Origin of the sequence: Pseudomonas paraglycinae, assembly GCF_021601625.1 — a bacterium.
Lineage (GTDB): Bacteria > Pseudomonadota > Gammaproteobacteria > Pseudomonadales > Pseudomonadaceae > Aquipseudomonas > Aquipseudomonas paraglycinae.
Window position 1 is genome coordinate 175794 of sequence record NZ_BQHR01000010.1, and the last position, 15917, is coordinate 191710.

15 protein-coding genes are annotated in these 15917 nt (G+C 61.2%); 10 read left to right on the forward strand and 5 right to left on the reverse strand.

Annotated features, from left to right (window positions below; translation table 11 throughout):
- Nucleotides 1-16 precede the first annotated feature (16 nt).
- From rsmB to def, 3 genes are read right to left on the reverse strand one after another with little or no spacing between them, the layout of a single operon-like run.
- Nucleotides 17-1327: a 16S rRNA (cytosine(967)-C(5))-methyltransferase RsmB gene (gene rsmB, locus L6D82_RS16800; RefSeq protein ID WP_236190525.1), complete on the reverse strand. Its 1311-nt coding sequence runs from the start codon at nt 1325-1327 to the stop codon at nt 17-19.
- Nucleotides 1324-2283, reverse strand: a complete 960-nt coding sequence (gene fmt / locus L6D82_RS16805) for a methionyl-tRNA formyltransferase (protein WP_102687902.1) — start codon at nt 2281-2283, stop codon at nt 1324-1326. The genes rsmB and fmt overlap by 4 nt, the downstream gene beginning before the upstream one ends.
- A 56-nt stretch (nt 2284-2339) precedes the next feature.
- A complete protein-coding gene (gene def / locus L6D82_RS16810; protein ID WP_064116564.1) occupies nt 2340-2846 on the reverse strand; it encodes a peptide deformylase in 507 nt (168 codons plus the stop codon).
- A 169-nt stretch (nt 2847-3015) separates the two neighbouring features.
- Between def and L6D82_RS16815 the strand changes: the two genes are divergently transcribed.
- From L6D82_RS16815 to L6D82_RS16850, 8 genes are all read left to right on the forward strand, one after another.
- Nucleotides 3016-4041, forward strand: a complete 1026-nt coding sequence (locus L6D82_RS16815) for a LysM peptidoglycan-binding domain-containing protein (protein WP_007954103.1) — start codon at nt 3016-3018, stop codon at nt 4039-4041.
- Nucleotides 4042-4120: 79 nt separating this feature from the next.
- Nucleotides 4121-5221: a DNA-processing protein DprA gene (gene dprA, locus L6D82_RS16820; RefSeq protein ID WP_085748017.1), complete on the forward strand. Its 1101-nt coding sequence runs from the start codon at nt 4121-4123 to the stop codon at nt 5219-5221.
- A gap of 54 nt (nt 5222-5275) precedes the next feature.
- Nucleotides 5276-5833 carry an L-threonylcarbamoyladenylate synthase type 1 TsaC gene (gene tsaC, locus L6D82_RS16825; protein WP_007954101.1) on the forward strand — a complete coding sequence of 186 codons (558 nt, stop codon included), beginning with the start codon at nt 5276-5278 and terminating at the stop codon, nt 5831-5833.
- Nucleotides 5834-6104: 271 nt separating this feature from the next.
- Nucleotides 6105-6776 carry a GNAT family N-acetyltransferase gene (locus tag L6D82_RS16830; protein ID WP_085748018.1) on the forward strand — a complete coding sequence of 224 codons (672 nt, stop codon included), beginning with the start codon at nt 6105-6107 and terminating at the stop codon, nt 6774-6776.
- Nucleotides 6754-7488: an iron-containing redox enzyme family protein gene (locus tag L6D82_RS16835; RefSeq protein ID WP_102687901.1), complete on the forward strand. Its 735-nt coding sequence runs from the start codon at nt 6754-6756 to the stop codon at nt 7486-7488. The genes L6D82_RS16830 and L6D82_RS16835 overlap by 23 nt, the downstream gene beginning before the upstream one ends.
- Before the next feature lie 42 nt (nt 7489-7530).
- The gene (locus L6D82_RS16840) at nt 7531-8625 is read left to right on the forward strand and encodes a DUF3419 family protein (protein ID WP_085748020.1); all 1095 of its coding nucleotides are present in this window, start codon (nt 7531-7533) and stop codon (nt 8623-8625) included.
- On the forward strand, nt 8622-9890 hold the full coding sequence (locus tag L6D82_RS16845) for an aminotransferase class I/II-fold pyridoxal phosphate-dependent enzyme (protein WP_085748021.1): 1269 nt from the start codon (nt 8622-8624) through the stop codon (nt 9888-9890). The genes L6D82_RS16840 and L6D82_RS16845 overlap by 4 nt, the downstream gene beginning before the upstream one ends.
- A complete protein-coding gene (locus L6D82_RS16850; protein ID WP_102687898.1) occupies nt 9880-11178 on the forward strand; it encodes a phenylacetate--CoA ligase family protein in 1299 nt (432 codons plus the stop codon). The genes L6D82_RS16845 and L6D82_RS16850 overlap by 11 nt, the downstream gene beginning before the upstream one ends.
- Nucleotides 11179-11201: 23 nt before the next feature.
- Here L6D82_RS16850 and L6D82_RS16855 read toward each other — a convergent pair whose 3' ends face one another.
- Nucleotides 11202-12179 (reverse strand): NADPH:quinone reductase, encoded by a 978-nt coding sequence (locus L6D82_RS16855; RefSeq protein WP_102687897.1) that lies wholly within the window; start codon nt 12177-12179, stop codon nt 11202-11204.
- 147 nt (nt 12180-12326) lie between these two features.
- Between L6D82_RS16855 and hemF the strand changes: the two genes are divergently transcribed.
- A complete protein-coding gene (gene hemF, locus L6D82_RS16860; protein WP_236190527.1) occupies nt 12327-13241 on the forward strand; it encodes an oxygen-dependent coproporphyrinogen oxidase in 915 nt (304 codons plus the stop codon).
- A 9-nt stretch (nt 13242-13250) separates the two neighbouring features.
- Nucleotides 13251-14072, forward strand: coding sequence for a shikimate dehydrogenase (aroE, locus tag L6D82_RS16865; RefSeq protein WP_007954078.1), 822 nt, complete (start codon nt 13251-13253; stop codon nt 14070-14072).
- Nucleotides 14073-14079: 7 nt separating this feature from the next.
- On the opposite strand, the gene L6D82_RS16870 is transcribed toward aroE, so the two are convergent.
- Nucleotides 14080-15648 (reverse strand): SulP family inorganic anion transporter, encoded by a 1569-nt coding sequence (locus L6D82_RS16870; RefSeq protein WP_102687896.1) that lies wholly within the window; start codon nt 15646-15648, stop codon nt 14080-14082.
- Nucleotides 15649-15917 lie beyond the last annotated feature (269 nt).

The following is a 15917-nucleotide window of genomic DNA, read 5'->3' on the forward strand; positions in this document are numbered from 1 at the left end:
ACTCCATTGAATCCGTTTAGCCGCGCGCGGCAGCGATCTTGATCAGCTTGGCGTAGTAGAACCCGTCATGCCCGCCCTGCTGGGCCAGCAGTTGGCGACCATGGGGCTGCTTGATCCCGGCGGTGGTGGCCAGATCCAGCTCCCGGGCACCCGGTGTGCGCTCAAGGAACGCGGCGATCACTTCGGTGTTCTCGGTCGGCAAGGTCGAGCAGGTGGCGTAAAGCAGGATGCCGCCCACTTCGAGGGTTTTCCACATCGCGTCGAGCAACTCGCCTTGCAGTTGCGCGAGGGCGGCAATGTCGTCGGCCTGACGGGTCAGCTTGATGTCCGGATGGCGGCGGATCACGCCGGTGGCCGAGCACGGCGCGTCGAGCAGGATGCGCTGGAACGGTTTGCCGTCCCACCAGGCTGCCGTGTCGCGACCGTCGGCGGCGATCAGTTCGGCGTTCAGACCGAGGCGCTCGAGGTTTTCCTTCACTCGCACCAGCCGCTTGGCTTCCAGATCCACCGCCACCACGCCGGCCAGTGCCGGTTCGGCTTCGAGGATGTGGCACGTCTTGCCGCCCGGCGCGCAGCAGGCGTCCAGCACTCGCTGGCCCGGCGCGAGGTCGAGCAGGTCGGCGGCCAGCTGCGCGGCCTCGTCCTGCACGCTGATCCAGCCTTCGGCGAAGCCAGGCAGGCTGCGCACGTCGGCAGCGGCCTCCAGCACGATGCCGTCGCGGCTGAAGGTGCACGGCTGCGCGGCGATACCCGCTTCAGTCAGCAGACCAAGGTAGGCGTCACGGCTGTGATGACGGCGGTTGACCCGCAGGATCATCGGCGGATGCGCGTTGTTGGCCTCGCAAATCGCTTCCCATTGCTCAGGCCAGAAGGCCTTGAGGGATTTTTGCAGCCAGCGCGGGTGGGCGGTACGCACCACCGGATCGCGCTCCAGTTCGGCGAAGATCGCCTCATGTTCGCGCTGGGCATTGCGCAGTACGGCATTGAGCAGACCTTTGGCCCACGGCTTTTTCAGCTTGTCGGCGCAACCGACGGTTTCGCCTATGGCGGCGTGTGGCGGGACGCGGGTGTAGAGCAGTTGATAGAGACCGACCAGCAACAAAGCCTCGACATCGGCGTCCGCTGCCTTGAACGGTTTCTGCAGCAGTTTTTCCGCCAGCGCCGACAAGCGTGGCTGCCAACGGGCGGTGCCGAACGCCAGGTCCTGGGTGAAACCGCGATCGCGATCCTCGACCTTGTCCAGTTGCGTCGGCAGGGAGCTGTTGAGCGAAGCCTTGCCGCTGAGGACAGCAGCGAGTGCCTTGGCGGCGGCCATACGCGGGTTCATTGCGCATCCACCGCTGTACCCAGTACGGTGCCGGTGGCGAATTTCTCACGACGGCTGTTGAACAGATCGCTGAAGTTCAGCGCCTTGCCGCCGGGCAATTGCAGGCGGGTCAGACACAGCGCCTGTTCGCCACAGGCGACGAGCAGACCGTCCTTGCTGGCGCCGAGAATCGTGCCCGGTGCGCCTTTGCCTTCGGCCAGGGTCGCCGCCAGCACTTTCAGCGCTTCGCCGTTGAGCGTGCTGTGGGTGATCGGCCATGGATTGAAGGCGCGGACCAGACGCTCCAGCTCAACGGCCGGGCGGCTCCAGTCGATGCGCGCTTCGTCCTTGTTCAGTTTGTGCGCGTAGGTGGCGAGCTCGTCGTTCTGCACTTCGCCTTTCAGGGTGCCAGCGGCCAGACCGGAAATCGCTTGTACGACGGCTGGCGGGCCCATCTCGGCGAGGCGGTCGTGAAGGCTGCCGCCAGTGTCTTCGGCGCTGATCGGGGTCACGACTTTGAGCAGCATCGGCCCGGTATCGAGGCCGGCTTCCATGCGCATCACGGTCACGCCGCTCTCGGCATCGCCCGCTTCCACGGCGCGCTGGATCGGCGCCGCACCGCGCCAGCGTGGCAGCAGCGAGGCGTGACTGTTGATGCAGCCCAGACGCGGAATATCCAGCACCGCTTGCGGCAGGATCAGGCCGTAGGCCACCACCACCATCAAATCCGGTTTCAGCGCAGCGAGCTCGGCCTGAGCGTCAGCGTTGCGCAGGGTCGGCGGCTGCAACACCTGGATATTGTTTTCCAGGGCGAGCTGTTTGACCGGGCTCGGCATCAGTTTTTGCCCACGACCGGCCGGGCGATCCGGTTGGGTGTAGACCGCAACGATCTCGTAAGGGCTGTCCAGCAGGGCCTTGAGGTGTTCGGCGGCGAATTCCGGGGTGCCGGCAAAAACGATGCGCAGTGGCTCAGTCATGGGGGAGTCTCATAAAAAGAAAAAGGCTTGCCGCAGCAAGCCTTTGGAGAGGGGCATCAAGCGTTCTGGCGGTGCTGCTTTTCCAGTTTCTTCTTGATCCGGTCGCGTTTGAGCGTGGACAGGTAATCGACGAACAACTTGCCGTTGAGGTGGTCGCATTCGTGCTGGATGCACACCGCGAGCAGGCCTTCGGCGATCAGTTCGTAAGGCTTGCCGTCGCGGTCCAGAGCCTTGATCTTGACCTTCTGCGGGCGGTCGACGTTTTCGTAGAAACCCGGCACCGAGAGGCAGCCTTCCTGGTATTGCTCCATTTCTTCGGTCAGCGATTCGAACTCGGGGTTGATGAACACCCGCGGTTCTGTGCGGTCTTCGGAAAGGTCCATCACGACGATACGTTTGTGCACGTTGACCTGGGTCGCGGCAAGGCCGATGCCCGGCGCTTCATACATTGTTTCAAACATGTCATCGACCAGCTGACGCACTTCGTCGTCCACTACAGCCACAGGTTTGGCGATAGTGCGCAGACGCGGGTCCGGAAATTCGAGGATGTTCAAAATGGCCATAAGCTTGATTGCTGCACGTGTGAGGTAAAGTCGGGCGATGGCCTGGCGGGTCCGAAGATGCAGGCTACCGTTGTGAAACGTAGCTCCTTGATTTTCAGCATAGAGCAGGGAGCGAGCCACGGGGGCTCTGGCGTTTCACGCGAACGCACATAATAAAGGGATTCACCGCATGAGGAAATCACTACTCGCCCTGCTGTTTCTGGCCTCGGCCGGCGCCGCGCACGGGCAAGTGCAACTCAAGGAAGGTTTTCCACAGCAATACACGGTGGTTTCGGGAGATACGCTCTGGGACATCTCCGGTAAATATTTGCGCGAACCCTGGCAGTGGCCGCAGCTGTGGCGGGCCAATCCGCAGATCGAAAACCCCAACCTGATCTACCCCGGCGACACGCTGACGCTCAGTTACGTCAACGGCCAGCCGCGCCTGACCGTCAATCGCGGTGAGTCGCGCGGCACCATCAAGTTGTCGCCACGCATCCGCACCAGCCCGGTAGCAGAGGCGATTCCGAGCATTCCGCTCAAATCCATCAACAGCTTTCTGCTGAGCAACCGCATCGTCGACAAGGTCGAGGACTTCGACAAGGCGCCGTACATCGTCGCCGGCGATGCCGAACGGGTGCTCAGCGGCACCGGTGACCGGATCTTCGCCCGTGGCCATTTCGATCCTAACCAGCCGGTCTACGGCATCTTCCGCCAGGGCAAGGTCTACACCGATCCGCAGAGCAAGGAGTTTCTGGGGATCAACGCCGACGACATCGGCGGCGGTGAGATCGTCGCCACCGAAGGCGACGTCGCCACCCTCGCCCTGCAACGCACGACCCAGGAAGTGCGCCTGGGCGACCGCTTGTTCAGCGGCGAAGAGCGTTCGATCAACTCGACCTTCATGCCCAGCGCTCCCACCACCGACATCAACGGCCTGATCATCGATGTGCCGCGCGGCGTCACGCAGATCGGTGCGATGGACGTGGTGACCCTGAACAAGGGCAAACGCGACGGCCTGGCCGAGGGCAACGTGCTGGTGGTGATGAAAACCGGGGAAACCGTGCGTGACCGAATCACTGGCCAGCCACTGAAAATTCCCGATGAACGCGCCGGATTGCTGATGGTGTTCCGCACCTACGACAAACTCAGTTACGGCCTCGTGCTGAACGCATCGCGCTCGCTGGCGGTGCTGGACAAGGTGCGAAATCCTTAGCTGGCTTCACAAGTTACCAACAGAGTTATCCACAGCTTGTTCCGAAAGGTTCGGGCCTTATAACGATCAAGGATGATCCATGATGATGCCTGTCTCTCCATCGGTTTCCCCGGCGGAACTGGAAGCGCGCCTGCGCCTGCACCGCTTGCCGGAAATCGGTCCCAAGCGTTTCACCAAACTGTTCGAAGCCTTCGGCTGTGCCTCAAAGGCTATCAGCGCTCCCGCCAGCGCCTGGCGCTCGCTGGGCTTGCCGGCGGCTTGCGCCGAGGCCCGACGCTGCCCTGGAGTTCGTGATGGCGCCAGCCACGCATTGCGCTGGCTAGAGCGTCCGGATCAACATTTGCTGATGTGGGATCACCCGGATTATCCGGCCTTGCTGGCGCAGATTCCCGACCCGCCGCCCTTGCTGTTCGTCGCTGGCGACCCACGGATTCTGGAAAAACCGCAACTGGCGATGGTCGGCAGTCGCCGCGCTTCCCGCCCGGGTATGGACACTGCCGCTGCGTTTTCCCGCAGCCTCGCGGGGGCCGGATTTGTCATCACCAGTGGCTTGGCGCTGGGCATCGATGCCGCCGCGCATCAAGCTGCTGTCGACGTCGGCGGGCAAACGGTTGGCGTGCTCGGTACCGGTCTGGAAAACTTTTATCCACAGCGCAACCGGCGGCTGGCGGACGCGATGATTGCGTCTGGCAGTGCGGTGCTTTCGGAGTTTCCTCTGGACACCGGGCCAACGGCGAGCAACTTCCCCAGGCGCAACCGGATCATCAGCGGTTTGTCCCTTGGCGTGCTGGTTGTCGAGGCCAGCGTTGCGAGCGGTTCGTTGATCACTGCGCGGCTGGCGGCGGAACAGGGTCGCGAGGTTTACGCCATTCCGGGTTCGATTCATCACCCCGGCGCCCGGGGTTGTCATCAGTTGATCCGTGACGGAGCCGTGCTGGTGGAAACTATCGAGCACATTCTCGAAGCGCTGCGCGGCTGGCAGCACCTGCCGGTATCCACAGCTGCAGCGAATCCGGAGAACCCATTGTTGAGCCTGCTGCTCGCGGCGCCGCACACCAGCGAGGGGCTGGCCGACAGCAGTGGCTGGGCGCTGCCCAAAGTGCTGGCGGCGCTGACCGAACTGGAGATGGATGGCCGCGCGGTGTGCGAAAACGGCCGCTGGTTTGCGCGCGTGAGCTAGGTTTTACATTGAAGATCGGTAAACTGCGCGAAACCTGTTTGCGGAGAGTTTTTCATGGTTAACAGTTGGCGTGTGCAACAAGCCGCACGAGAGATTCGCGCCGGGGCGGTGATTGCCTATCCAACCGAAGCCGTCTGGGGGCTGGGGTGCGATCCTTGGAATGAAGAAGCGGTGGATCGCCTGCTGGCGATCAAGAACCGTTCGGTGGACAAGGGCTTGATCCTGGTCGCCGACAATATTCGTCAGTTCGATTTTCTGTTCGAGGATTTCCCCCAGGACTGGATCGACCGCATGGCCAGCACCTGGCCGGGCCCGAACACCTGGCTGGTGCCGCATCAGAACCTGTTGCCGGAGTGGGTGACCGGGGTGCATGACACCGTGGCGCTGCGGGTCAGCGATCATCCGCAGGTGCGGGATCTGTGCTCGCTGGTCGGGCCGTTGATTTCGACGTCGGCCAATCCACAGGGGCGACCGGCGGCGAAGAGTCGCTTGCGGGTCGAGCAATATTTCCGAGGTCAGGTCGATCTGGTGCTCGGCGGAGCGCTTGGCGGTCGCAAGAACCCGAGCCTGATTCGGGATCTGGCCACCGGCAATATCGTGCGCCCGGCCTGATACCACCCTTGGTTGATTTCGTGAGTACTCCTCGGCTTTCACGGCGAGGGGTACTAAGCGTGCCTGCGATTTTTCCTTCATTTAGCTGAAGTTATAGCCCCGCGTTTTGTTTGAATTTTTCCTTTCTACGTCAGATGAATCTTTAAGTATTCAATTGTTGTAATTTTTCCGACGTTATTCTCAGAAGCCACACAGTGGCGATTTTTCTAAAACCATTCATTATTTCAATGCGCTCAGAAAACTTCGAAAAGTTAACGGCTGCGGAGAAGAAATGGATATCAGGGATTCGCAATTAACGGATTATCTGCAGGAGATTCAGGCGACCTTTAAAAGGCGTCATGAAAACTATCGCATCGTCATTCTTGAAGCAGGATCAGACACACGAGAGTTTGAACGGTTTGTTTCCCGTCATTTTCGATTGCGATTGCAACACTACATGTTGACACCCAGAGCCAGGTCACTTGAAACACGCCTGGCGATTATTTCGCGCAGTACCCACTTTCTGTTGTATCAGCACGACAGGCCCACGGCCGTATTGAGAGTGACCCCTGCGCCGTTCGAATGGGCCTCACTGGCGCAGCAGCAACTGTCTCCCGCCACGACGCTGTCGCGCCATGTCGAGTTCAGTCGCTTGATCAGTCACTCGCAAACTCAGTTCCCCATGTCGATCAACGGTCTGCTGGCCGCTGCCACGGAATGGGCGGTCACGCGGGGTTATGAGGGCGTTACCGCGCTGTGCCGATCACCGCAGCGGCGACTGTTCCAGCGCTTCGGCCTGACGCCCATCACCACCGACGCCCTTCGCATCGAACAGCGCCAACGCGGCGATTACTGGCTGCTCTCGGCTCAATGGCAGCAAATCCTCACAGCACTTCAACAGTCCGCCCACCTGCTCGCCAACCCATTGGAGACCCCCGTTGATGAATACGCCTCTCAGTTTTGAACAACAATTAAGCCTGCTCGATGAGCGAATCGAAAAATCATGGGCCGATATTCTGGAAAGTTCGCGGCTGGTGAATGCCATCCGCGAAGGCAGCGTTTCAAAAGCCTTGTATGCGATCTACATGATCCAGACTTTTCACTACACGGCGCACAATGCGCGAAATCAAGGACTGGTGGGTGTTAGACATGCGGATAATCCGGTGTATGCCAAGTTCTGCTTTGAACATGCGGCACAGGAAGTCGGTCATGAAAAAATGGCTCTGCATGATGTCATGAGTCTAGGTTTGAAGAATGAAATTTTCGATATTCCGCCAGCACTTCCGGCCACCGATGTGCTGATCGCTTATTTATATTGGATTTCCTTTACCGGTAACCCGTTACAACGGCTTGGTTATAGTTATTGGGCAGAAAATGCCTATCAGTTCATCACTCCGCTCATTAATAGCCTGAGTGAAACGCTGGCGCTCAAACCCGCGCAACTGACTTTCTTCATTGCGCATTCCGACATTGATATCGAGCACTTCAATGAAATCAAACTCATGCTGCAGCGCACCTGCAAGCGTCAGGATGACTGGGATGCGATTAGCACCGTCATGGAAACCAGTCTGCGTCTGACCGGCAACATGCTCGAGGCGGTTTATGAGCAGTTCGAGGCCTGGCAAAACGGGCTGGCGCCCCGTTATGACTTCCTCCATGCGCTGGACAACCAATGACAGCCTCACACCCATGTTCAGATCAGAAGGCTGGGGGCAGACATGGCTGATTATTTCGACCGGCTCAACTACACGCTCGGCGATGAGGACACCGCGCTTGAGTACGCGATCCTGCCCAGACATGCCGGGCACGTGCTGGGTATCGCCGGATGCGGCGGCCGGCTCTTGCCGTTATTGGCCGCCGCCCCGGCACGCATGACCTGTACCGATATCAGCGCGCCGCAACTGGCGTTTACCCGATTGCGTTTTGCCCTGCTGGAACAGACGGATCACGAGTCGTTCATGGCGTTCATGGGCTATCGAATGGAAAGTATGAGGGCGCGACGCCGCTCCATCTTCCAGCAACTGGTTTTACCGCCGGCGGATCGTCGCTGGCTGTCCGTGTTTTTTCAGTCCCGACGTTGGGAAGCGCCGATCTACATGGGCGCATTCGAGCAGACCCTGAAGCGCTTGGCGAAGATCACCGGACTGTTCACCGGCAAGGCCGGCCGGGGCATTTTTCAGTTCAGCCAGCTCGAGGAGCAAACGGCGTATTACCGAAACCGCTTTCCCCTCAAGCGCTGGAAAGCCGTGATCGCTTTGCTGGGAAACGCAGCAGTCCTCAATTCGCTGCTGTACAAGGGCGCGTTTCCACCCAACAACCTGGGGATCAGTTCCCGCGCGGCGTATCTGGAAATTTTCCATACGTTGTTCACCACTCAGGTGGTCCGCGAGAGCTTTTTCCTGCAAATGCTGTTTTTCGGTGAGCTGCGTTATCCACAAGGCTTTCCGCTGGAGTGCGATCCGCAGATTTTCCAGCGGGCCCGCGAGGGGCTTCAGCAGTGCGAGTTACGCGTGGTGCAGACCGACATCCTTGACTGTGTTGCCGGGGAAACAGCCATCGATTTCGTATCGCTGTCGGACGTGCCTTCCTTTATGCCCGAAGCGGCCGGCAAGAACGTTTTGCAGCGCCTGGCACCGGCCCTGTCGGAAAACGCACAGGTGGTCATGCGCGGGCATTTGCATGTGGTGCGACCCGATTGCGCAGGTTTCTGCGATATCACCCAGCAGTACCAGGCAGACATTGCGCGAGAAAAAACCCAGCTCTGGCATGTCCAGATCTATCGCCGCACACCCTCTTTGCAGGTATCCCGATGAACACTTTTCAACCGACCGTCAATTGGGTCAAAAACCGTGTCCGGCAAGCGCGTGACGATCAGCAACAGCTATTCGATGCCGGGCTCAATGGTCTGAAACTGGCTAAACGTGAAGGCAAAGAGATCGAGCTCGACAGCGGTGAACGGCTGACCGAGTTTCTCTCGTGTTCTTATCTGGGGCTGGAGTGTGATCCTCGCTTGATTCAGGAGGCGATGCACTCCGTCGAGTCCTTCGGCGTGCAGTTCGCCGCCGCACGAACCCGGGCGCTGTTGCCACCCATGCGTGAGCTGGATGAACTGCTGAACCGGATATTTCAGGGGCATTCGGTCACCTTCAACTCGGTGGGCAGTGCGCACCTTGGCTGTCTGCCGCTTCTCGGCTCCGGCGAGATGCCCTCATATCCCATGCGTCGTGGCCCCTGCTGGGTTGTCGACCGTTCCGCTCATGCTTCGATGCAAGTGCTGCAAGGCATTCTCTGGCAATTCGGGCCGATACAGCGCCGCGATTGCAGCGATGTAGAGCAGGTGGAGGAAGCGTGCTCAACGGCGGTCGCGGCGGGTAATACGCCCATTATCCTGACCGACAGCATTGGCTCGATGCGCGGTGTTTACCCGATCAACCGGCTGCTGCAACTGGCGGAGCGTTTCGACGGTTATCTCTATGCGGATGACGCCCACGGCACCTCGATCCATGGCGTGGCTGGAGGTGGTTACGCACTGGACGCGGCGGATGAACGACAACGCGGCCGGCTGATCCTGGTGTCGTCGCTGTCGAAGGCGTTCGGTGCAACCGGTGGGGCGATCACTGTGCGCACCGAAGCGGATGCCGAAATGATCCGGCGTCATGCGTCGACCTACACGTTTGGCGGACCATTGTCAGTTGGCGGGGTGGGCGCGGCAGTTGCTTCGGGGAAAATTCATTTGTCGCCGGAATTGGGTCAGTTGCAGGTGGCGCTGTGGAGAAATATCGCCACGATCGACCGTTTGCTGGGGCCAGTGCTGGGTAATCATCACGTCGCATCCCCCATTCGTTTCGTCCGCGTCGGCGCCGAGAAAGATGCGATCAGCCTGGCGCAGCATTTGCGCCGGCAGGGTATGGCGGTCACCACCGCGCTGTTTCCGGTGGTGGCCAAGGGCGAGGCGATTCTGCGTCTGGCCATCAGCGCGAGTCACAGTCAGCGCCAGCTGGAATGTCTGGCGAACGCCGTCCGTAGCGGATTCGATGAGCTGGGCATTCGTCAGGGAGGGCGCGGCCATGAGCAATGAACTCGTCACGGATGTATCGGCCGAGGCTCTAACACACAAATTGGCTTACGCACGCTCACTGCCATGGTTTCGTGCGCTGTATCCGAAAATCCTGGAAGTACAGGGATTGGCCGATCTGCATCGACTGCCGGTTCTGGCGGTGGAAGACGAGTCCGGCGGCGGGCTGTTTTCCGCGCTCGGTGAAGCTTCACATCGAGCACTGGGTGGCGGGCTGACCCTGACCTCGGGAGGCAGCACCGGCAATCGCAAACAGATCACCCATTCCTGGGCGTTCAACGCTGCAATCGTACCCTTGGGGGCACGGATGTTCGGCGAGACGGACGAACGCCCTGAGGTGGTCATCAACTGCCTGATGGCCGGGGAAATGCAGGGCGCCTTTCAATACGCGTCGGCCATCGTCCAGCACATTGGCGCACGCCTGCTGCCTGGCGGTTCACAGATGGGCGTGCAGCGCGTTGCCGAGCTGATTCAGGCACACAAGGTGGATACGTTGATATGCACACCCTCCTTCGCCGCCGCGTTGTTCAATCATGAAACAGTCGGCGCTGTGCAATTGTGCAGCCTGCAGTGGCTTTACTACATTGGAGAATCCTGCGGTAAAACGCTGCAGGACCAGTTGGCCCGGGATTGGCCGACGCTGAAGATCCGCTCGCTGGGTTACAGCTCGACTGAGACCGGTCCCATCGGTTTTCAGTGTGCCCATCTGGACCACGGTTCTTATCACCTGCATGCCGATGCCATGTTGCTCGAAGTGGTTGATCCGCTGACCCTGCAAGCTGTGGCTGAAGAAGAAACCGGTGAGTTTTTACTGACGCCGCTGCTGCCCGATCATGTGCCGTTGCTGCGCTACCGGATCGGGGATCGTGGGCGAATCCTGCGCACAGTGACGAAGTGTGCCTGTGGCAGTCCCATGCCGGTGCTGGCGCTTGAGGGGCGGGTCGAGACATCGATCAAACTGGGTGGCGCGCTCATCACCCAGTCACAGGTATTGCACGTACTCCGGCAGCTTTTGCCGCAGTTGCAGGCCACCGATGTCCAGGTGCAGATTGATCGACGGCCCGAGGGGGCACGCATGCGTCTGGTCCTCGCCGAAGACTCACTGACAGCCGACACACGAAGCGTCATTGAAGATGCGTTGCAGGTTGAAGGACAAGCCAGCGCACTGTTCAGGTTGCCCGGTGTGCTGGGGCTGGAGGTGAAGCGTCTTGCTCGTCAGGAGTTCGAAACCACCCTGGCCGGCAAGACGCCGTTTTTTGTGACGTCTGAACAGACCCCGGCACCGTCATGAAGATGGGACGAGGTCATCGGTGGTCAGGGCAGCAGGACAGTCGAGCCCGTGGTGCGCCGCGCCGACAGTTCGGTCTGGGCTTTCGCCGCGTCAGCCAGTGGATAGCGCTGGCTGATATCCACTTTCAGCTTGTCGCTGGTGATCATCCCGAACAGCTCGTCGGCCATGCGCTGCAGGTTTTCGGCGTTGTTGGCGTAGGTCGCCAGAGTTGGCCGGGTGACGTACAGCGAGCCTTTCGCCGCCAGAATCCCCAGATTCACGCCGTCAACCGCGCCCGACGCATTGCCGAAGCTCACCAGCAGGCCACGGGGCGCCACGCTGTCCAGCGAAGCCGGCCAGGTGTCCTTGCCGACGCCGTCGTAGACCACCGGGACTTTTTTCCCGTCGGTCAATTCCAACACGCGCTGGGCGACGTTTTCGTGGCTGTAGTCGATGGTTTCCCAGGCGCCATGGGCCTTGGCGAGATCGGCTTTGGCTTTCGAGCTGACGGTGCCGATCAGCTTCACGCCCAGGGCTCTGGCCCATTGGCAGGCGAGCAAACCGACGCCCCCGGCCGCTGCGTGGAACAGAATGGTTTCACCACCCTTGAGTTCGTAGGTCTGGCGCAGCAGGTACTGCACGGTCAGGCCCTTGAGCATCACGCCGGCGGCGGTTTCGAAGCTGATGGCGTCCGGCAGGTGCACCAGATTCGCTTCCGGCAAGACGTGGACGTCGCTGTACGCGCCCAACGGGCCGCTGCCGTACGCCACACGGTCACCGACCTTGAACCGGGTGACCTCGCTGCCCACGGCCTCGACGATACCGGCGCCTTCCGCACCCACACCCGACGGCAAGGTCGGTGGCGAGTAAAGACCGCTGCGGTAGTAGGTGTCGATGAAGTTCAGGCCGATGGCCTTGTTGCTCACGCGAACCTGCTGCGGACCGGGTTCGGCGGGTTGATAGTCAACGTACTCGAGCACTTCGGGGCCGCCGTGGGCGCGGAACTGGATTCGCTTGGCCATCTGCCTACTCCTTGGGTCATTTGGGAAGGTCCCTATCGAACGCTCATGCTTGATCTTCGTCAACTGCGGCGTGCCGGTTTGCGATGGTATGCTACGCGCCCATTTGCGCGGGGCGCCGCGCAGTTCCGCCCGATCCAAGGTGAAGCCATGACGACCCGCACCGATGCCGTAAAGGCCTATCTGCTCGACCTGCAAGACCGCATCTGCGCCGCGCTGGAAATTGAAGACGGCGGCACGCGCTTCGTCGAAGACGCCTGGACCCGTCCGGCCGGCGGTGGCGGTCGGACCCGGGTGATCGAGAACGGCACGGTGATCGAAAAGGGCGGCGTCAACTTTTCCCACGTCTTCGGCAGTGGCCTGCCACCGTCTGCCAGCGCCCATCGGCCGGAACTGGCCGGGCGTGGTTTCGAAGCCCTTGGCGTGTCGCTGGTGATCCATCCGCACAACCCGCATGTGCCGACGTCCCACGCCAACGTACGTTTTTTCATCGCCGAGAAGGAAGGTGAAGAACCGGTCTGGTGGTTCGGCGGTGGCTTCGACCTGACCCCGTACTACGGCAACGAAGAAGACTGCATCCACTGGCACCGCGTCGCCGAACAGGCCTGCGCGCCGTTCGGCCCGGACGTCTACCCGCGCTACAAGGCCTGGTGCGACACCTACTTCCACATCAAGCATCGCCACGAGCCGCGCGGCATCGGTGGCCTGTTCTTCGATGACCTGAACGAGTGGGACTTCGACACCAGTTTCGCCTTCATGCGCGCCATCGGCGATGCGTACATCGACGCTTATCTGCCGATCGTGCAGCGCCGCAAGAAAGATGCGTTCACCGCCAAGCAGCGTGAGTTCCAGGAATTCCGTCGCGGCCGCTATGTCGAGTTCAACCTGGTTTACGACCGTGGCACCCTGTTCGGCCTGCAATCGGGCGGGCGTACCGAGTCGATCCTGATGTCGCTGCCGCCGCAAGTGCGCTGGGCCTACGACTGGAAAGCCGAGCCGGGCAGCGAAGAAGCACGCCTGACCGAGTACTTCCTGCAAGACCGCGACTGGCTGGCCCAGGCCTGAGGACTTTTGATGGATCGTTACGTCGTTTTCGGTAACCCGATCGGCCACAGCAAGTCGCCGATGATTCACAAACTGTTCGCCGAACAGACCGGGCAAAGCCTCGACTACAGCACCCTGCTGGCGCCGCTCGAGGATTTTTCCGGCTGCGCCACGGCGTTTTTCCGGGAAGGTCGCGGCGCCAACGTGACCGTGCCGTTCAAGGAAGACGCCTATCGCCTGGCCAACAGCCTGACCGCCCGCGCCGAACGCGCGGGTGCGGTGAACACCCTGAGCAAACTGGCCGACGGCAGCCTGCTCGGTGATAACACCGACGGCGCCGGGCTGGTGCGGGATCTGACGGTCAACGCCGGGTTCAGCCTCACCGGCAAACGCATTTTGCTGCTTGGCGCCGGTGGCGCAGTGCGCGGTGCGCTGGAGCCGTTGCTGGCGGAGAAACCGGCCTCGGTGATCATCGCCAACCGCACGGTGGACAAGGCCGAGCTGCTGGCCGAACTGTTCTGCGACCTGGGGCCGGTGTCGGCCAGTGGTTACGACTGGTTGCGCGAGCCGGTGGACGTGATCATCAACGCCACCTCCGCCAGCCTCACTGGCGACGTGCCGCCGATTGCCCCAAGCCTGATCGAGCCCGGCAAGACGCTGTGCTACGACATGATGTACGGCAAGGAACCGACCGCGTTCTGCCGCTGGGCCAGCGAGCATGGCGCAGGCGTGGTGATGGACGGCTTGGGCATGCTGGCCGAACAGGCTGCCGAAGCGTTCTTCCTGTGGCGCGGTGTGCGTCCGGACACTGCGCCGGTTCTGGCGGAATTGCGTCGGCAGTTGGCGCTGTAAGGCGCCCTCAGTCCTCGAACCGGATCGGGCATTTCTCCGGCCCTTCGAGTTTGCGCAACTCCTCCACCACCTGCGGTCGCGCCTGACGCAAGGTCAGGCTGCGATCCTGGCGCAGAAGCCGCCGGGCTTCCTGATGGAGCATTTCCACGCCTGAATAGTCGATGAAGTTGATCTGCTGCGCCTCGATCACCACCCGCGCGCCATGCATCCGTTGCAGGCGTACTTGCAGGTAGTGGCTCGCGCCGAAAAAGATCGACCCGCCGACCCGCAACACATCGTCTTCACCATCGCGCCAATGCTGCACCCTCGGCTGCGAAGTGCGCTTGAGGTAAAAAAACAACGAGGCCAGCACGCCGGCATAGATCGCCGTCTGCAATTCCAGCAGCAACGTGGCGACGCAGGTCAGGCTCATCACCACAAATTCCGCCCGGCTGACCCGCAGCAACGCGCGAATGCCGCGATGATCCACCAGTCCCCAGGCGATCAGCAGAATGCTGCCGGCCATGGCCGGAATCGGAATGTGCGCGATCAGCCCGGCACCGAAGATCGCGAACAACGCCACCCACAACGCCGAAAACACCCCGGCCAGCGGCGAACAGGCCCCGGCCTCGTAGCTCAGCCCGGAACGGGTGAACGAGCCGGCCGACAACGATCCCGAAAAGAACGCCCCGACAATGTTCGAAAGACCCTGGGCGCGGACTTCCTGGTTGGCGTCGAGCAGCTGTTGCGAGCGTGCGGAAATTGAACGGGCAATCGACAGGCTGGTGACCAGCCCGAGCATGCCCACCGCCACGGCGCTGGGCAGCAGGCGCAGGATCAGGTCCATATCCAGCGGCAATCCACTGAACGGCGGCAAGCGCCCGACAAACGCGCTGACCAGTTGAACATGGCCGAACATCGCCGGCCACAGCCACACCACCAGACTGCCGAGGACCAAGGTCATCAACAGCGTCGGCCAGCGCGGCAGCCATTGTTTGAGCAACGCACCGACCACCACCGTCGCCACACCAAGAACCAGCGACGGTTGATCCACCGCCCCGAGATGGCGCAGCAGATCCATCAGGCTGGCCAGCGCCGTGGCCTTGGCCGGCAGATCCAGCCCCAGCAGGTTCGGCAATTGACCGATGGCAATCACCACCGCAGCGCCGAGGGTGAAACCCAGCACTACGGAATGTGAGACGAAATTCACCAGCGCGCCGAAGCGCAACAGGCCGAGCAGCCACTGGAAAATCCCGGCAAGGAAGGTCAGCAGCAGGATCAGGGTGATGTAGTCCTGTGACGCAGGCACGGCCAACGGACTGACACTGGCGAACAGCACAATCGAAATCGCTGCCGTCGGCCCGCAGATCAGATGCCACGACGAGCCCCACAGGCAGGCGATCAACACCGGGACGATGGCGGCATAGAGCCCGTATTCCGGTGGGAGACCGGCGATCAAGGCGTAGGCAATCGACTGGGGCAACGCGAGAATCGCCCCGCTGAGGCCGACGACCAGGTCCCGCCCGACGCTGGCGCGAGTCTGCCGAGGCAGCCAGGTCAGGAAGGGGAAAAGTGAGCGACGGCTGGGGAGGGCCATGGATCCTCTCGGTTTGGGATGGGTGGTGTGTGAAGGGTATCAGGGTGTCAATCAGGAACAGCCCCCTCACCCTAACCCTCTCCCGGAGGGAGAGGGAACTTACCGAGGTGTCTGTTCGAAATCCATCGACCTGAACGTCTTCAGTCGAACTCAGTTTCTGAAACCAACGACGGTCAGCTCACTTTCCCCCTCGCTCAACTTGGGGTGGAGGGGGATGGGGTGAGGGGGGAAAAGATCTAAAGCGAACTCAGACCTTCAGCACACCGCGA

What these genes read in the sequence shown, in the direction of transcription:
- rsmB (WP_236190525.1), bottom strand. Translation starts at nt 1,327, where the DNA reads ATGAACCCGCGTATGGCCGCCGCCAAGGCACTCGCTGCTGTCCTCAGC.
- L6D82_RS16870 (WP_102687896.1), bottom strand. Translation starts at nt 15,648, where the DNA reads ATGGCCCTCCCCAGCCGTCGCTCACTTTTCCCCTTCCTGACCTGGCTG.
- dprA (WP_085748017.1), top strand. Translation starts at nt 4,121, where the DNA reads ATGATGATGCCTGTCTCTCCATCGGTTTCCCCGGCGGAACTGGAAGCG.
- def (WP_064116564.1), bottom strand. Translation starts at nt 2,846, where the DNA reads ATGGCCATTTTGAACATCCTCGAATTTCCGGACCCGCGTCTGCGCACT.
- hemF (WP_236190527.1), top strand. Translation starts at nt 12,327, where the DNA reads ATGACGACCCGCACCGATGCCGTAAAGGCCTATCTGCTCGACCTGCAA.
- L6D82_RS16835 (WP_102687901.1), top strand. Translation starts at nt 6,754, where the DNA reads ATGAATACGCCTCTCAGTTTTGAACAACAATTAAGCCTGCTCGATGAG.
- L6D82_RS16830 (WP_085748018.1), top strand. Translation starts at nt 6,105, where the DNA reads ATGGATATCAGGGATTCGCAATTAACGGATTATCTGCAGGAGATTCAG.
- fmt (WP_102687902.1), bottom strand. Translation starts at nt 2,283, where the DNA reads ATGACTGAGCCACTGCGCATCGTTTTTGCCGGCACCCCGGAATTCGCC.
- L6D82_RS16855 (WP_102687897.1), bottom strand. Translation starts at nt 12,179, where the DNA reads ATGGCCAAGCGAATCCAGTTCCGCGCCCACGGCGGCCCCGAAGTGCTC.
- L6D82_RS16850 (WP_102687898.1), top strand. Translation starts at nt 9,880, where the DNA reads ATGAGCAATGAACTCGTCACGGATGTATCGGCCGAGGCTCTAACACAC.
- L6D82_RS16815 (WP_007954103.1), top strand. Translation starts at nt 3,016, where the DNA reads ATGAGGAAATCACTACTCGCCCTGCTGTTTCTGGCCTCGGCCGGCGCC.
- L6D82_RS16845 (WP_085748021.1), top strand. Translation starts at nt 8,622, where the DNA reads ATGAACACTTTTCAACCGACCGTCAATTGGGTCAAAAACCGTGTCCGG.
- aroE (WP_007954078.1), top strand. Translation starts at nt 13,251, where the DNA reads ATGGATCGTTACGTCGTTTTCGGTAACCCGATCGGCCACAGCAAGTCG.
- L6D82_RS16840 (WP_085748020.1), top strand. Translation starts at nt 7,531, where the DNA reads ATGGCTGATTATTTCGACCGGCTCAACTACACGCTCGGCGATGAGGAC.
- tsaC (WP_007954101.1), top strand. Translation starts at nt 5,276, where the DNA reads ATGGTTAACAGTTGGCGTGTGCAACAAGCCGCACGAGAGATTCGCGCC.